This window comes from Streptomyces sp. NPDC006393, assembly GCF_040628575.1.
GTDB lineage: Bacteria > Actinomycetota > Actinomycetes > Streptomycetales > Streptomycetaceae > Streptomyces.
Genome location: NZ_JBEXZD010000022.1, coordinates 1 through 14,317, shown reverse-complemented (window position 1 = coordinate 14,317; position 14,317 = coordinate 1). Strand labels below are relative to the sequence as shown.

Below are 14,317 nucleotides of genomic sequence, written 5' to 3'. Positions count from 1 at the left end.
CTGCGGCCCTCGTTGGTGGTGTTGGCGAAGTCGAAGCCCTGCGCGTCCGACGCGCGGACCGTGGTGTCGATGTTCTTCCAGGACTTCGACTTCGCGTCCCGGTAGGAGGTCGGCACCGCCGACAGCTCCGCCTCGACCCGGCCGTCCGACAACTGCCAGAACCGCGCACTCGACGTGCGCCTGCCCGTCAGCTCCCTGACCCGGCCGGCCTTCGCCGCGATCGTTCCCTTCGGCAGCTTCTGCCGGTCGGCCATGTCCAGTTCGTCATGGGACGGCGGCTCGTCGAGCGCATGCTTGTCATCACTCGTGAACCATCCCTTGACGGCGTCGACAATTCCCTTGCCGTCACCGTCGTCGTGTACGGGCGCGGCATATGCGATCTGGGGTAGCGCGCTACTTGTCAGCGCGGCCACGACCAGGCACGCGATAAGCCTGCCCCGTGTGGGTCTCACTGCAACCCATTCCTTTTCTCGGACGTCATAGAAGGTGCCGAAACGGTCCGGCATGCCCTGGTGAGCAGGCCAGACGTAGCGGCGCCGCGGTTCTAATCATTGAACTGACGCCGTGTCAAGCACACGCGCAAGCCCGACAGTTCCCCCATCACGGAATATCGCCGCCCGGTTTGTCCCTCCGCTTGCGAACGCCACTCTCCATCGCGTATAAGGAGCCGGTTCGGAGCGGAAAGGGAATGCGCATGGGCGAGGGGAAATCGTCGGCGGAGAATGCCGGGAAATCATCGGAAGCGACGGCGGAAGCATCGGAATCCCCGGACGCGCCGGAAAGCACGGAGTCCGCGCCCGGTGCCCCCGCGCGCCGCAGGCCCGATCGCGCCGGCGTGCTCGTGGCCGCTGCCGTACTGGCAGCGTGCGGCGGCCTGGTGCTGTACGGGGTCCTCGACGGCGGTGACGGCGGGAAGGAGTCGGCACGCTCCCGGACCCCGACCGCCTCCGTCACCTACGAGGTGACCGGCCGCGGCACCGCCGACCTCACCTTCCAGGCCGGCAGCGAGTCCGGGAAGGCGACCGTGGTCCGGGGTGCCCATCTGCCCTGGCGCACCACCGTCGACGTGCCGGTCGGCCATGACCCGCTCATCAGCATTGTCCTCGACAAGGACGGCGGCACCGCGCGCTGCGCTCTCGCCATCCGCGGCAGCCACGTCCAGAGCGCCACCGCCATGGGTTCCTTCGGCCGCGCCACCTGCTCCGGCACACTGCCGACGGCGGAGGCCGAGACGTCGGGCTGAGCCCGGTCCACGTCCCCTCTTCGCTCCCTACTTCATGAAGGGTTTCCTGTGCTGTCCGACATGTCCCCGACGAGGGAATCCGAGTTTTCCGTCCTCCGCGCCCGCAGACTGCTCGCCGCGGCCGCTGCCGGCGGGGCGCTGCTCCTCGTGAGCGGCTGCGGAGGCGGCGCGGGCGACGCGCGGTCCGCCGAGCAGGTGGCGGCGGACGTGACCGGCTCCGCAGCCACGCCGACCGGCTCGGCGCGCGCGTCCGCTTCGGCGTCCTCGTCGACCTCGGCGTCGGCGTCCGCATCGGCCTCCGCTTCGTCGTCGGCATCCGCGTCCGCGTCCGCCGAGCCCGGCGCCAAGGCGTCGTCGAAGCAGACGGCGTCCGTGGCCCGTTCCGGCTCCAAAAGCGGTTCCGGCTCCGGAAGCGGCGATGCGCAGAGCTCCGCCGCCGGCAGCGCACCCGACTTCCCCGTCCCCGTCCAGGTGGGCGACGCCACGCAGATCATCACCGTCAAGGCGAGCGGCTCCTACGCCACCGTCACGGCCTGGTCCAAGGGATCCTCGGGCTGGAAGGCGCAGTTCGGCACGAGCGCCGGGCGGGTGGGCTCGAACGGCGTGACGGACGGATCGACGCGCCGCCAGGGGACGTACACGACGCCCTCCGGGACGTACACCATCACGGAAGGGTTCGGTGTCTCGTCGAGCGGCACGAGCATGCCGTACCACGTGGTCGACTCCGACGACTGGTGGGTGGAGGACCCCGAGTCGAAGTACTACAACTCCATGCACGGCGAGGCGGGGGCCGACTTCCCGCTCACCGAGTCCGGCGACCGGGGCAGCGAGCACCTGATCAACTACTCCACCCAGTACGCCAAGGCCCTCGTCATCAACTTCAACCGGTGGCCCGCCACGCCCGGTCGCGGCGCGGGGATCTTCCTGCACGTCAACGGGTCCGGCGCCACCGCCGGGTGCGTGTCTGTGCCGAGGGCCACCATGGATCAGATCATGGGCTGGATCCGGCCCGGCGCCCACCCGCGCATCGCCATCGGCTGACGGACGCGCACGGCGGGGCCGACTACTCCGGCCGCGCGGCCAGCTCCAGGAACGCCGTCCAGGCGGCGGGCGCGACGGTGAGGTGGGGGGCCTCCGGGGTCTTGGAGTCCCGGAGGTGGATGGCGGTGGGGTGGGCGGCTACTTCGAGGCAGGCGCCGCCCTCCTCGCTGCTGTAACTGGACTTGTGCCAGTCGTAGGCGACCTCGAGGCACTCGCCGCCTTCGCTGCCGCTATAGCTGGACTTGAACCACACAAGTGCGGTGCCGCTCATGCCTCTCCTAACAGTCGGTCCAGCAGTTCCCTCGTGTCCTCGGTGTTGAGGGCCTGCGTTCGCAGCATCGCATACTTCTGGGTCAGGATCGCCACCTCGTCGCGATCAGCGATCAGTTGACTGCCGCGCTGCGTTTCGGTGTAGGCGAGCCGCTGGTATTCGGGGGTCTCAAGGAGGACGAACGGGCCGTCGAGCCCGGCATGTGAGGTGCGCCCCAGCGGCAAGATCTGAACGCTGAGGCCCGGCGTGTCTGCGTACTCGCGCACCTTGCGCACCTGCTCGACGTAGACATCCTTCCCGCCCAGGAAGTCCCGCAGGACCGGCTCCCAGATCACGAAGCTCGTGGTCGGCGGGACCTTGCGGTGCAGAATCACCTGACGCTCCATACGCGCCGTGACGAGCTGCTCGATCTCATCCTCGTCGAAGACCGGCACACGGCTGCGGAAGACCGCCCTCGCGTACGCCTCCGTCTGAAGCTGACCGGGCACGGCCAAGCTCGCATACACCGAGATCGCGACAGCCTCCCGCTCCCGGTCCAGATACTCCTCCGCCCACAGCGGCACGAGATCCACCTCCGGCATGTACTTCAGCGCCTCACTCAACGCCCCCTTGGTGCCGAGGAGTTCGTCGAGCCGCTCGGCGAGGTCCGGCTTGAGCGGCCGTCGCCCCTGCTCGATCGAGGCGATCTGCTGCTCGCTGACGAAGAACCGCTCCGCGAGCGACCGCTGCGTGTATCCGGCGGCCTCGCGGAAGACCGCGAGCAGGGCGCCCACCATTTTCATCGCCGAGGCGTTCCTGCGCGCCCTGGACCGTGACCGTGTCGTGGTGCTCATGCGGTCGAACTCCCCACCCGCGTGCCTACGTTCACTGGCGCGTGTCCGTACGGTCGGGCCGTACGGATGCGCGCACTGTTCCATGATGACCACGGAGCGTAACTCTCGTCAGGTGAACACCGAAAACCGACTCCCCTCCCCACGTGAGCGCTTCTACCGGCGCGAACGCCGGTCCGTTCCCGCCGCCCGCGCCTTCGCGCGGGGTGCGCTGGCCGACTGGAACGTGACCGGCCGCGCGGACGACGTCGTGCTGTGCGTCAGCGAACTGGCCACCAACGCCCTGGTGCACGGCGCACCGCCCGGCCGTGGCTTCCTGCTGCGGCTGCTGCCGTACGACGGCGGCGGGCTGCGGGTGGAGGTGCACGACAGCGGGGACGGGGTGCCGGCCGTCCCGCGGCCGGACGCCGGGGAGCCGGGCGAGGGCGGGCGCGGGCTGCTGCTGGTGGCGGAGCTGGCGGACAAATGGGGGGTGGGCGGGCGCAGCCCCGGCAAGGTGGTGTGGTGCGAGTTCGCGGCTACGCTGGCCGCATGGTCAATCTGACGCGTATCTACACCAGGACCGGCGACAAGGGCACCACCGCACTCGGTGACATGAGCCGGGTCGCCAAGACCGATCTGCGCATCGCCGCGTACGCCGACGCCAACGAGGCGAACGCGGTGATCGGCACCGCGATCGCGCTGGGCGGGCTCGGCGAGGAGATCGTGAAGGTCCTGGTCCGCGTGCAGAACGATCTGTTCGACGTGGGGGCGGACCTGGCCACGCCGGTGGTGGAGAACCCCGAGTTCCCGCCGCTCAGGGTCGAGCAGTTCTACATCGACCGGCTGGAGGCGGACTGCGACCGGTTCAACGCCGAGCTGGAGAAGCTGCGCTCCTTCATCCTGCCCGGGGGTACGCCCGGCGCGGCGCTGCTGCACCAGGCGTGCACGGTCGTACGGCGGGCCGAGCGCTCGACGTGGGCGGCGCTGGAGGTGCACGGCGAGATCATGAACCCGCTCACCGCGACCTACCTCAACCGCCTGTCGGACCTGCTGTTCATCCTGGCGCGGACGGCGAACAAGGAGACCGGCGACGTGCTGTGGGTGCCGGGCGGAGAGCGTTAGCCCCGATACCCGCCCGGCCGCCCTGCCTCAGCGGTCGTCGTCGCTCGCCGCGTCCCGGTCGGCCGCCGCGACCGCGGACTCGGCCGCGTCCACCTTCTTCTGCATGTCCGCGTAGCCCGAGGGAGAGCCCGAGGGCGCGGCGGACGAAGCGGATCCGGACGGCGCCGCCTTCGGGGCCGTGCCCGCGTGGCCGGCGCAGCCGGTGGTGAGGCCCACCAGCAGCGCCGCCGACACGGCCGCCGCCCGCGCGGAGCGCATCAGCTCCCCTTCTTGTTCGTGCTCTTGCCGTTGTCGTTGGCCTGGCACCAGGTCTTCACCGACGCCAGGTCCTTCTTGCGCTGCTCCAGGTCGGTGCGCAGCGACGTGCGGTGGTTCAGGCGGTCCTGGAGGAAGGTGGCGATCTCGGTGTGGCCCGCCTTCTTGGCGTTGTCGACGCGCTTCTGCAACCGGGCGACCGAGCCTCGGGTGCCGGCTCCCGCGTCCAGCCGCTTCAGGGCCCGGTCGATGCGCCGGTCGAGCTTCGGCACCCGCTTGCACAGCGCGTGCGCGCCGTCACCGGTGGGCCCGGGTGCGGGGGCGCTGTCGGCCGCCGCCGCACTCGTGGTGCCCGCGAGGACCGCCGTCACGGCGAGTCCCGTGAGCAGCGTGCGCGTCCGTCGTCGTGCGTCCATCTGCCTCTCCGTCCGTTCGCATGCGTTGTCACGCATGTTCTTCGTGCGTGTTCCGGACGGGGTGTGGTCCGTCGTCCGTCCGGTGCGACGCAGGCTAGGGACGGTCTTTGGGAAAACTCTGTGGCCGGTTCGTCCCGGCTGTGCCGATCAGCCAGTCCCGCGGACCCGGCAGCTCGCCCCCGCCGCCCGATTCGCCGCCCGACGCACCGCCTGACGCGCCGCCCGAGGGCAGCCGCACCTCGAAACGCGCCCCCGTGCCGCCGGGCGCGTCCGTGACGGTGACGCTCCCCCGGTGCAGCGCCGCCTGCTGGGCGACGAGGGTGAGCCCGAGTCCGGAGCCGGTGCTGTCCGGGCCCCGCTGGAACCGCTCGAAGATCCGTTCCCGGGCCTCGGGCGGTACGCCTGGCCCCTGGTCGTCCACGGTGATCACCACCTGGTGCCCGGCGCCGCGCACCCCGACCGTCACCCGGAGCCGTCCGTGCGCGTCCCGGCCGTGGGCCAGGGCGTTGCCGAGCAGGTTGTCCAGGAGCAGCCGCAGCCCCGGCTCCCAGCCGTGCACGGCGAGGCCGGGCGGGGCGTCCAGGGCTATCCGGGCGTCCGGGGCGCGGCGGCGGGCCTCGGCCACGGCGGCGTCGGCGGCCTCGGAGACGTCCACGGTGCCCAGCGCCTCCGCTTCCACCAGGTCCCCGCGTCCCAGCTCGCGCAGCATCACCAGCAGGCCGAGCAGCCGGGCGTGCTCGCGCCTGAGGTCGGTGAGAACCTCGGTGCGGTCCGGTTCGGGCAGGTCGGGGTGGCCGGCGAGGATGTCGAGGTTGGTGCCCATGCTCATCAGCGGGGTGCGCAGTTCGTGGGTGGCGGCGGACGAGAAGGAGCGGGCCGTGTCCAGGGCCTCGGCGGTGCGGGCGGCCTGCTCGTCGTAGCGGGCGAGGACGGTGCGCACGGTGGCCGCCAGCTCGTCGACCTCGGTGACACCGGTCGGCCGGTGGTCGAGCCGGGCGGCGGAGGTGCGCGGGTCGAGTCCGGCGGTGCGGCGGGTGAGGCGGCGCAGGGGCGCGCTCGCGCCGCCGGCCAGGCCCCAGGCGAGCAGTCCGGACAGGGGCGCGGCGAGCAGCGCGGTCAGGACGACGCGACGGCGTACGGCCCCCAGTTGGGCCCGGTCGGCGGTGTCCGGCGAGAACACCCACAGGGTGCCGGAGGTGGCCGGGCCCTTCAGCGGCCGGGACAGGACGCGCCAACTGCGGCCGCCGGCGCGGACGGTGACCGGCCCCGGGGCCTGGCCGGGCAGGCTCACCGAGGTGTCGGGCTGCGGTCCGCCGCTGAAGGTGGCGTCCGGGGCGACGACGCGTACGCCGACGTCGAGGGCGGAGCTGAACAGCTGCCGTTCCCTGGTGTCGGCGGCCTTCGGGCGGCCGTTGCGGGTGGCGCGCAGCAGGGCGCGGGCGTCCGGGGCGATCGCGGCGGCCCGGCGGCGCAGATGGTCGTCCTCCACGCGGTGCAGGTCGCGGGCGACGAGGTGCAGCAGCAGCCAGCCGGAGGCGGCCACCAGCAGCGGGACGGTGCAGCCGACGGCGAGCCCGATACGGGTGGAGAGCCTCACGGCGCGTCCCGCAGGACGAAGCCGACTCCGCGCACGGTGTGGACCAGCCTCGGCCGCCCGTCCGTCTCCAGCTTGCGCCGCAGGTAGCTGACGAAGGTGTCGACCGTGTCGGTGCGCACGTCGAAGTCGTAGCCCCACACCCGCTCCAGGAGCTGGTCGCGGGTGAGGACCAGCCCGGCGTTGCGGGCGAGCACCTCCAGCAACTCGAACTCGCGCCGGGTCAGCTCCAGCGCCCGCCCGTCGCGCTCGGCGGTGCGCGCCGCCGGGTCGATCACCAGGCCCGCCACGCGCAGCACCTCACGGCCGGCGGGCGGGCGGCGGCGCAGCAGCGCGCGCAGCCGCAGTACCAGTTCCTGCAAGGCGAACGGCTTGACCAGGTAGTCGTCGCCGCCCGCCTGGAGCCCGGCGATGCGGTCGGCGGTCTCGTCCAGCGCGGAGAGCATCAGCACGGGCAGGTCCTGGCCGGCCGCGCGCAGCCGGGTGCACACCTCTATCCCGCTCATTCCGGGCATCGACACATCCAGGACCAGCACGTCCGGCGGCGCCTGCCCGATGGCCTCCAGCGCCTCGGCCCCGCCGAGCGCGCTGCGCACCGCGAACCCGCTCAGCCGCAGCCCGCGCTCCAGTGAGCGACGTATCGCCGCATCGTCGTCGACGACCAGCACGTCCCCGGCCCGCCCGGCATCCGACATCCGCCCTCCTCATCGCCCGGTCAGCGTACGACCGTCCTCGGAGCGCGCGGACCCGGCGGCAGCTTTCTTGGGGAAGAGCAGACAGGTCGGGGCGATCGGGCCGTGATCAGAGCCGACGGCGGAGGCGACGGTGAAGACGCACGTCAGCCGCCTGCTGGGCACGCTGGAGCTGCGCAGCCGGGTCCAAGCCGCGGTGCCGGCACAGGAGTTGGGGACCCAGGGACCACTCCCTGCCCAGTGGTCCAGACCTATTGACCTATGGTCCAGACCTTTCTACGCTCGCAGCACTGCGGGCGTGATGGCTCAGTCATGCTCCTGACAATAACCAATAATCCCCCGACAAGGGAGGCGCAGCATGCGCTTCAGACACAGAGCCGCGGCAGGGTTCGCGACCCTGTTGCTTCCCCTGGCCGGACTGGTCGGACTCGCCGACTCCGCCAACGCCGCGGCCGAGGCGACCTCGGCCACCGCCACCTACACCAAGACCCAGGACTGGGGCTCCGGCTTCGGCGGGCAGTGGACCATCAAGAACACCGGTACCACCGCGATCAGCTCCTGGACCCTGGAGTGGGACTTCCCCTCCGACACCAAGGTGACCTCCGCGTGGGACGCCTCGGTGACCAACTCCGCCAACCACTGGACCGCCAAGAACACCTGGAACGGCAACATCGCCCCGGGTGCCTCGGTCTCCTTCGGCTTCAACGGCACCGGCTCCGGCTCCCCCAGCAACTGCATGGTCAACGGCGGCAGCTGCGACGGCGGGCCGACCGTGCCGGGCGACAACCCGCCCTCCGCGCCGGGCGCTCCGACCGCCTCCGGCATCACCGACACCTCGGTGAAGCTCAGCTGGGGCGCGGCCACCGATGACAAGGGCATCAAGAACTACGACGTCCTACGTGACGGCAAGACGGTCGCCACCGTGACGACGACCTCGTACACGGACAGCGGTCTGACCGCCGGCACCGACTACTCCTACACCGTCCAGGCCCGTGACACCGCCGGTCAGACCGGCCCGGTCAGCGGATCGGTCGCCGTGCACACCACCGGTGGCACGACCACCCCGCCGCCCACCGGCGGCAAGGTGAGGATGGGCTACTTCACCGACTGGGGCATCTACGCCCGCAACTACAACGTCAAGAACATCGTGACGTCGGGCTCCGCGTCCAAGATCACGCACATCAACTACGCCTTCGGCAACGTCACCGGCGGCAAGTGCGCGATCGGCGACTCCTACGCCGACTACGACAAGGCCTTCACCGCCGACAACTCCGTCAGCGGCGTCGCCGACACCTGGGACCAGCCGCTGCGCGGCAACTTCAACCAGCTGCGCGAGCTGAAGGCCAAGTACCCGAACATCAAGGTGATCTACTCCTTCGGTGGCTGGACCTGGTCCGGCGGCTTCGCGGAGGCGGCCAAGAACCCCGCGGCCTTCGCCCAGTCCTGCTACGACCTGGTGCACGACCCGCGCTGGTCCGATGTCTTCGACGGCATCGACATCGACTGGGAGTACCCGAACGCCTGTGGTCTGACCTGTGACTCGAGCGGCCCGGCGGCCTTCAAGAACCTGATGGCCGCGCTGCGCGCCAAGTTCGGCAAGGAGCTCGTCACCGCCGCGGTCACCGCGGACGGCTCCGCCGGCGGCAAGATCGAGGCGACCGACTACGCCGGTGCCTCGCAGTACGTCGACTGGTACAACGTGATGACGTACGACTTCTTCGGCGCCTGGGACGCGAAGGGCCCGACCGCCCCGCACTCCCCGCTCACGTCCTACAACGGCATCCCGAAGGACGGCTTCACCACCTCCGACGCGATGGCCAAGTTCAAGGCCCAGGGCGTGCCCGCGAGCAAGCTGCTCATCGGCATCGGCTTCTACGGCCGCGGCTGGACCGGCGTCACCCAGGACGCCCCGGGCGGCACCGCCACGGGCCCGGCGGCCGGCACCTACGAGCAGGGCATCGAGGACTACCACGTCCTCAAGACGGCCTGCCCGACCACCGGCACCATCGCCGGTACGGCCTACGCGCACTGCGGCAGCAACTGGTGGTCCTACGACACCCCGGCCACCATCAAGTCGAAGATGGCCTGGGCCAACAGCCAGGGCCTCGGCGGCGCCTTCTTCTGGGAGTTCAGCGGTGACACCAGCAACGGTGAACTGGTGAGCGCCCTCAGCAGCGGCCTGTCGTAAGCAGACAAGGCCCCCTGAAACACGGAGCTCCCCCGGACCTGGTCCGGGGGAGCTTCGTCATGAGCACGGTGCCCTACGCGACGTTCACCCTCTGTCCGGGCGGGGCCGCCTCCAGCCAGGCCAGGAATCCGGTCAGGGCGTCCTCGCTCATGGCCAGTTCCAGCCGCGTGCCCCGGTGCAGACAGACGAGGATCACCGCGTCGGAGAGCAGGGCGAGTTCCTCCTCGCCCTCGGGCAGCCGGCGGCCGGCCACCTCGATCGACGCGCGCTCCAGGGTGCGGCGCGGGCGGGGGGCGTAGGAGAAGACCCGGAACCACTCCACGCGGTCGCCGTTGTAGCGGGCGACGCCGTAGCTCCAGCCCTTGCCGCTGGTGTCGGGCTTCTCCGCCACCTCCCAGCGCAGACTGCAGTCGAAGGTGCCGCCGGAGCGCTGGATGAGCCTGCGTCGCAGCCCGAAGACGAACAGTCCCACCACCACGAGCGCGACCACGACCCCGCACACGCTCAGAGCGAGGACCATCGATACCGACCTCCTCGTCTCCTAGGTAATGGAACGGAAAAAACACCCACATCCGCCTCAGCCGCGGCCGGTACCGGATTGCTCCGGTACCGGCCGCGGCTGAGTGGTGTCATCGCATGGCGCTCGGTTCAGCGCGCCGCCGCAGCCGCCCGCAGACGGACGTCGGCGCGCCGCTGGGCGACCTCGTCCTCGTCCGCCTTCGCGCGCTCCAGCTCCTGCTCCGTGCGCTGGACGTCGATCTCCTCGGCGAGCTCGGCGATCTCGGCCAGCAGCGACAGCTTGTTGTCCGCGAACGAGATGAAACCGCCGTGCACCGCGGCGACGACCGTTCCACCTTCACTCGTACGGATGGTCACCGGGCCCGACTCCAGCACACCGAGCAGCGGCTGGTGACCGGGCATGACGCCGATGTCGCCGGACGTGGTGCGCGCGACGACCAGGGTGGCCTCGCCGGACCAGACCTGGCGGTCGGCGGCGACCAGCTCGACGTGCAGCTCAGCAGCCAAGGGTGGCTCCTCGGGTCACCACCCGGCGGTAGTGCCGGGTGTTGGGGTCAATTCTAAGGGGCGTGAGGAAGGGGGCGGGACGCGCCCGCCCCCTTCCGGGTGTGAGTCGTGAGACTCACTTCGTGTGAGCCGCGAGACCCACTGCGAGCTCAGGGCTCAGGAGACGCCCAGCTCCTTCGCGTTCTTCTTCAGGTCCTCGAGACCACCGCACATGAAGAACGCCTGCTCCGGGAAGTGGTCGAACTCGCCGTCGCAGATCGCGTTGAACGCGGCGATCGACTCGTCCAGCGGCACGTCCGAACCGTCCACGCCGGTGAACTGCTTGGCGACGTGGGTGTTCTGGGACAGGAAGCGCTCCACGCGACGGGCGCGGTGGACGACGAGCTTGTCCTCCTCGCCGAGCTCGTCGATACCGAGGATCGCGATGATGTCCTGGAGGTCCTTGTACTTCTGGAGGATGTTCTTCACGCGCATGGCCGCGTTGTAGTGGTCCGCCGAGATGTACCGCGGGTCCAGGATCCGGGACGTGGAGTCCAGCGGGTCCACGGCCGGGTAGATGCCCTTCTCGGAGATCGGACGGGACAGAACCGTCGTCGCGTCGAGGTGGGCGAAGGTGGTCGCCGGGGCCGGGTCGGTCAGGTCGTCGGCGGGGACGTAGATCGCCTGCATCGAGGTGATCGAGTGACCGCGGGTCGAGGTGATGCGCTCCTGGAGGAGGCCCATCTCGTCGGCCAGGTTCGGCTGGTAACCCACCGCGGACGGCATACGGCCGAGCAGGGTGGAGACCTCGGAACCGGCCTGCGTGAAGCGGAAGATGTTGTCGATGAAGAACAGCACGTCCTGCTTCTGGACGTCGCGGAAGTACTCCGCCATCGTCAGGCCCGCGAGGGCCACGCGCAGACGGGTGCCCGGGGGCTCGTCCATCTGGCCGAAGACCAGCGCGGTCTTGTCGATGACGCCGGAGTCCGACATCTCCTCGATGAGGTCGTTGCCCTCACGGGTGCGCTCGCCGACACCGGCGAACACGGAGACACCGTCGTGGTTGTTGGCGACGCGGTAGATCATCTCCTGGATGAGCACCGTCTTGCCGACGCCGGCACCGCCGAACAGACCGATCTTGCCGCCCTTGACGTACGGGGTCAGCAGGTCGATGACCTTGACGCCGGTCTCGAACATCTCGGTCTTCGACTCGAGCTCGTCGAAGTTCGGGGCCTTGCGGTGGATGGACCAGCGCTCGCCCTCGTAGGACTCGTCGACGTTCAGCACCTCACCGAGGGTGTTGAACACCTTGCCCTTGGTGAAGTCGCCGACCGGGACGGTGATGCCGTCACCGGTGTCGACGACCGGGGCCTGGCGGACCAGACCGTCGGTCGGCTGCATGGAGATGGTGCGGACCAGGCCGTCACCCAGGTGCTGGGCGACCTCCAGGGTCAGCGTCTTCTTCTCGCCCGCGTTCGCCGGGTCGGCGACCTCGACGTGGAGGGCGTTGTAGATGTCCGGCATCGCGTCGACGGGGAACTCCACGTCGACGACCGGGCCGATGACCCGGGCGACGCGGCCCGTAGCCGTCGCGGTCTCAACAGTGGTGGTCATTTATCGGTCACTCCCCGCGGTCGCGTCGGCCAGGGCGCTCGCGCCACCGACGATCTCGCTGATTTCCTGGGTGATTTCGGCCTGGCGGGCCGCGTTGGCAAGACGGGAGAGCGTGTTGATCAGCTCACCCGCGTTGTCGGTGGCCGACTTCATCGCGCGCCGCGTGGCGGCGTGCTTCGAAGCGGCCGACTGGAGCAGCGCGTTGTAGATGCGGCTCTCCACGTAGCGCGGCAGCAGGGCGTCGAGGACGTCCTCCGCGGAGGGCTCGAAGTCGTACAGCGGAAGGATCTCGTCCTTCTGCCGCGTCTGCTCCGCCACCTCCTCGAGGCGCAGCGGAAGCAGCCGGGAGTCGATCGCCGTCTGCGTCATCATCGAGACGAACTCGGTGTAGACGATGTGGAGTTCGTCCACGCCGCCGTCCGCCGTCTCCTTCTCGATGGCCTCGATCAGAGGCGCCGCCACCTTCTTGGCGTCCGCGTACGTGGGCTCGTCGGTGAAGCCCGACCACGACCCCGCGATCTTGCGCTCACGGAAGTTGTAGTGGGCGACACCACGCCGGCCGACGATGTAGGAGTCGACCTGCCTGCCCTCGCGCTCCAGGCGCTCGGTCAGCTGCTCCGCGGCCTTGATGGCGTTGGAGTTGAAGGCGCCGGCCAGACCGCGGTCGCTCGTCAGGAGCAGAACCGCGGCACGGGTCGGGTTCTCCGCCTCCGTGGTCAGCGGGTGCTTGGTGTTCGAACCGGTGCCGACCGCGGTGACCGCGCGGGTCAGTTCCTGCGCGTACGGCGTGGAGGCCGCCACCTTGCGCTGCGCCTTGACGACGCGCGAGGCGGCGATCATCTCCATCGCCTTGGTGATCTTCTTGGTCGCGGTGACGGATCGGATGCGACGCTTGTAGACCCGGAGCTGGGCTCCCATGAGTCAGGTCCCTTCCTTACGTCACTTGGCGGCAGCGGCCGGGGTGTCCTCGCCGAGCAGCTTGCCGTCCGAGGTCTCGAACTGCTTCTTGAAGTCGGCGATGGCGTCGGCGACGGCGGTGAGCGTGTCGTCCGACATCTTGCCGCCCTCCTTGATGGAGGTCATGAGGCCCTGCTCCTTGCGGTGCAGGTACTCCAGGAGCTCCTTCTCGAAGCGGCGGATGTCGGCGACCGGCACGTCGTCCATACGGCCGGTGGTGCCGGCCCAGATGGAGACGACCTGGTCCTCGGTGGCCATCGGCTCGTACTGGGCCTGCTTCAGCAGCTCGACCATGCGCTGGCCGCGCTCCAGCTGGGCCTTGGAGGCCGCGTCCAGGTCGGAACCGAAGGCGGCGAAGGCCTCCAGCTCACGGAACTGGGCGAGGTCCACACGCAGGCGGCCGGAGACCTGGCGCATCGCCTTGTGCTGGGCGGAACCACCGACTCGGGAGACGGAGATACCGACGTTCAGCGCGGGGCGCTGACCGGCGTTGAACAGGTCCGACTCCAGGAAGCACTGGCCGTCGGTGATGGAGATGACGTTGGTCGGGATGAACGCCGAGACGTCGTTGGCCTTGGTCTCGACGATCGGCAGACCGGTCATCGAACCGGCACCCATGTCGTCGGAGAGCTTGGCGCAGCGCTCCAGCAGCCGGGAGTGCAGGTAGAAGACGTCACCCGGGTAGGCCTCGCGGCCCGGCGGGCGGCGCAGCAGCAGGGAGACGGCACGGTAGGCGTCGGCCTGCTTCGAGAGGTCGTCGAAGATGATGAGGACGTGCTTGCCCTCGTACATCCACTGCTGACCGATGGCCGAACCGGTGTACGGCGCCAGGTACTTGAAGCCGGCCGGGTCGGACGCCGGGGCGGCGACGATGGTCGTGTACTCCAGCGCGCCGTTCTCCTCCAGCGCGCGGCGGACCGACGCGATCGTCGAGCCCTTCTGGCCGATGGCGACGTAGATGCAGCGGACCTGCTTGTTCGGGTCGCCGGTGCGCCAGTTGTCGCGCTGGTTGATGATCGTGTCGACGGCCAGGGCGGTCTTGCCGGTCTGGCGGTCGCCGATGATCAGCTGACGCTGACCGCGGCCGATCGGGGTCATCGCGTCGAC

General features: G+C 70.1%; 16 protein-coding genes and 1 pseudogene. 6 read left to right on the top strand and 11 right to left on the bottom strand.

All coding sequences use genetic code 11. The annotated features are described in order from the left end of the window. The first annotated feature begins 835 nt into the window (after positions 1 to 835). Together ABZ484_RS12530 and ABZ484_RS12525 are read left to right on the top strand one after the other, a co-directional pair. Positions 836 to 1,243, top strand: a complete 408-nt coding sequence (locus ABZ484_RS12530; RefSeq protein ID WP_358865866.1) for a hypothetical protein — start codon at positions 836 to 838, stop codon at positions 1,241 to 1,243. Between the two features lie 60 nt (positions 1,244 to 1,303). Then, positions 1,304 to 2,284, top strand: a complete 981-nt coding sequence (locus ABZ484_RS12525; RefSeq protein ID WP_358865865.1) for a L,D-transpeptidase family protein — start codon at positions 1,304 to 1,306, stop codon at positions 2,282 to 2,284. Positions 2,285 to 2,306: 22 nt separating this feature from the next. On the opposite strand, the gene ABZ484_RS12520 is transcribed toward ABZ484_RS12525, so the two are convergent. Both ABZ484_RS12520 and ABZ484_RS12515 read right to left on the bottom strand, forming a co-directional pair. Further along, entirely contained in the window at positions 2,307 to 2,555 is a 249-nt protein-coding gene (locus ABZ484_RS12520; RefSeq protein ID WP_358865864.1) for a DUF397 domain-containing protein, read from the bottom strand. Continuing rightward, positions 2,552 to 3,388, bottom strand: coding sequence for a helix-turn-helix transcriptional regulator (locus ABZ484_RS12515; RefSeq protein ID WP_358865863.1), 837 nt, complete (start codon positions 3,386 to 3,388; stop codon positions 2,552 to 2,554). The genes ABZ484_RS12520 and ABZ484_RS12515 overlap by 4 nt, the downstream gene beginning before the upstream one ends. A 112-nt stretch (positions 3,389 to 3,500) precedes the next feature. Here ABZ484_RS12515 and ABZ484_RS12510 point away from each other — a divergent pair, with 112 nt between their 5' ends. Together ABZ484_RS12510 and ABZ484_RS12505 are read left to right on the top strand one after the other, a co-directional pair. Continuing rightward, the gene (locus ABZ484_RS12510; RefSeq protein ID WP_358865862.1) at positions 3,501 to 3,929 is read left to right on the top strand and encodes an ATP-binding protein; all 429 of its coding nucleotides are present in this window, start codon (positions 3,501 to 3,503) and stop codon (positions 3,927 to 3,929) included. Next, positions 3,917 to 4,489 carry a cob(I)yrinic acid a,c-diamide adenosyltransferase gene (locus ABZ484_RS12505; protein WP_358865861.1) on the top strand — a complete coding sequence of 191 codons (573 nt, stop codon included), beginning with the start codon at positions 3,917 to 3,919 and terminating at the stop codon, positions 4,487 to 4,489. The genes ABZ484_RS12510 and ABZ484_RS12505 overlap by 13 nt, the downstream gene beginning before the upstream one ends. 27 nt (positions 4,490 to 4,516) lie before the next feature. Here ABZ484_RS12505 and ABZ484_RS12500 read toward each other — a convergent pair whose 3' ends face one another. From ABZ484_RS12500 to ABZ484_RS12485, 4 genes are all read right to left on the bottom strand, one after another. Beyond that, positions 4,517 to 4,747 carry a hypothetical protein gene (locus tag ABZ484_RS12500; protein WP_358865860.1) on the bottom strand — a complete coding sequence of 77 codons (231 nt, stop codon included), beginning with the start codon at positions 4,745 to 4,747 and terminating at the stop codon, positions 4,517 to 4,519. Next, positions 4,747 to 5,160, bottom strand: a complete 414-nt coding sequence (locus ABZ484_RS12495; protein ID WP_358865859.1) for a hypothetical protein — start codon at positions 5,158 to 5,160, stop codon at positions 4,747 to 4,749. Before ABZ484_RS12495 ends, ABZ484_RS12500 begins: the two co-directional genes overlap by 1 nt. A 94-nt stretch (positions 5,161 to 5,254) precedes the next feature. Beyond that, positions 5,255 to 6,757, bottom strand: a complete 1,503-nt coding sequence (locus tag ABZ484_RS12490; RefSeq protein WP_358865858.1) for a HAMP domain-containing sensor histidine kinase — start codon at positions 6,755 to 6,757, stop codon at positions 5,255 to 5,257. Continuing rightward, positions 6,754 to 7,449, bottom strand: coding sequence for a response regulator transcription factor (locus tag ABZ484_RS12485; protein ID WP_358865857.1), 696 nt, complete (start codon positions 7,447 to 7,449; stop codon positions 6,754 to 6,756). The genes ABZ484_RS12490 and ABZ484_RS12485 overlap by 4 nt, the downstream gene beginning before the upstream one ends. Positions 7,450 to 7,567: 118 nt before the next feature. Here ABZ484_RS12485 and ABZ484_RS12480 point away from each other — a divergent pair. Both ABZ484_RS12480 and ABZ484_RS12475 read left to right on the top strand, forming a co-directional pair. Further along, positions 7,568 to 7,663, top strand: a pseudogene (locus tag ABZ484_RS12480) (DNA-binding response regulator); the annotation flags it as partial. 141 nt (positions 7,664 to 7,804) lie between these two features. Continuing rightward, positions 7,805 to 9,634 carry a glycoside hydrolase family 18 chitinase gene (locus ABZ484_RS12475; RefSeq protein WP_358865856.1) on the top strand — a complete coding sequence of 610 codons (1,830 nt, stop codon included), beginning with the start codon at positions 7,805 to 7,807 and terminating at the stop codon, positions 9,632 to 9,634. Between the two features lie 73 nt (positions 9,635 to 9,707). On the opposite strand, the gene ABZ484_RS12470 is transcribed toward ABZ484_RS12475, so the two are convergent. The 5 genes from ABZ484_RS12470 to atpA form a co-directional block, all read right to left on the bottom strand. Further along, on the bottom strand, positions 9,708 to 10,154 hold the full coding sequence (locus tag ABZ484_RS12470) for a DUF2550 domain-containing protein (RefSeq protein ID WP_358865855.1): 447 nt from the start codon (positions 10,152 to 10,154) through the stop codon (positions 9,708 to 9,710). Between the two features lie 128 nt (positions 10,155 to 10,282). Further along, positions 10,283 to 10,660 (bottom strand): F0F1 ATP synthase subunit epsilon, encoded by a 378-nt coding sequence (locus ABZ484_RS12465; protein WP_030170208.1) that lies wholly within the window; start codon positions 10,658 to 10,660, stop codon positions 10,283 to 10,285. Between the two features lie 156 nt (positions 10,661 to 10,816). Next, the gene (gene atpD / locus ABZ484_RS12460; RefSeq protein ID WP_358865854.1) at positions 10,817 to 12,253 is read right to left on the bottom strand and encodes a F0F1 ATP synthase subunit beta; all 1,437 of its coding nucleotides are present in this window, start codon (positions 12,251 to 12,253) and stop codon (positions 10,817 to 10,819) included. Next, a complete protein-coding gene (locus ABZ484_RS12455) occupies positions 12,254 to 13,171 on the bottom strand; it encodes a F0F1 ATP synthase subunit gamma (protein ID WP_358865853.1) in 918 nt (305 codons plus the stop codon). A gap of 21 nt (positions 13,172 to 13,192) precedes the next feature. Then, positions 13,193 to 14,317: F0F1 ATP synthase subunit alpha (gene atpA / locus ABZ484_RS12450; protein ID WP_358865852.1), on the bottom strand; the 1,125-nt coding region annotated here is incomplete at its 5' end.

Coding starts and splice junctions, on each gene's coding strand:
- ABZ484_RS12520 (WP_358865864.1), bottom strand. CDS start 2,555: ATGAGCGGCACCGCACTTGTGTGGTTCAAGTCCAGCTATAGCGGCAGC.
- ABZ484_RS12515 (WP_358865863.1), bottom strand. CDS start 3,388: ATGAGCACCACGACACGGTCACGGTCCAGGGCGCGCAGGAACGCCTCG.
- ABZ484_RS12495 (WP_358865859.1), bottom strand. CDS start 5,160: ATGGACGCACGACGACGGACGCGCACGCTGCTCACGGGACTCGCCGTG.
- ABZ484_RS12455 (WP_358865853.1), bottom strand. CDS start 13,171: ATGGGAGCCCAGCTCCGGGTCTACAAGCGTCGCATCCGATCCGTCACC.
- ABZ484_RS12475 (WP_358865856.1), top strand. CDS start 7,805: ATGCGCTTCAGACACAGAGCCGCGGCAGGGTTCGCGACCCTGTTGCTT.
- atpD (WP_358865854.1), bottom strand. CDS start 12,253: ATGACCACCACTGTTGAGACCGCGACGGCTACGGGCCGCGTCGCCCGG.
- ABZ484_RS12485 (WP_358865857.1), bottom strand. CDS start 7,449: ATGTCGGATGCCGGGCGGGCCGGGGACGTGCTGGTCGTCGACGACGAT.
- ABZ484_RS12525 (WP_358865865.1), top strand. CDS start 1,304: ATGTCCCCGACGAGGGAATCCGAGTTTTCCGTCCTCCGCGCCCGCAGA.
- ABZ484_RS12505 (WP_358865861.1), top strand. CDS start 3,917: ATGGTCAATCTGACGCGTATCTACACCAGGACCGGCGACAAGGGCACC.
- ABZ484_RS12500 (WP_358865860.1), bottom strand. CDS start 4,747: ATGCGCTCCGCGCGGGCGGCGGCCGTGTCGGCGGCGCTGCTGGTGGGC.
- ABZ484_RS12470 (WP_358865855.1), bottom strand. CDS start 10,154: ATGGTCCTCGCTCTGAGCGTGTGCGGGGTCGTGGTCGCGCTCGTGGTG.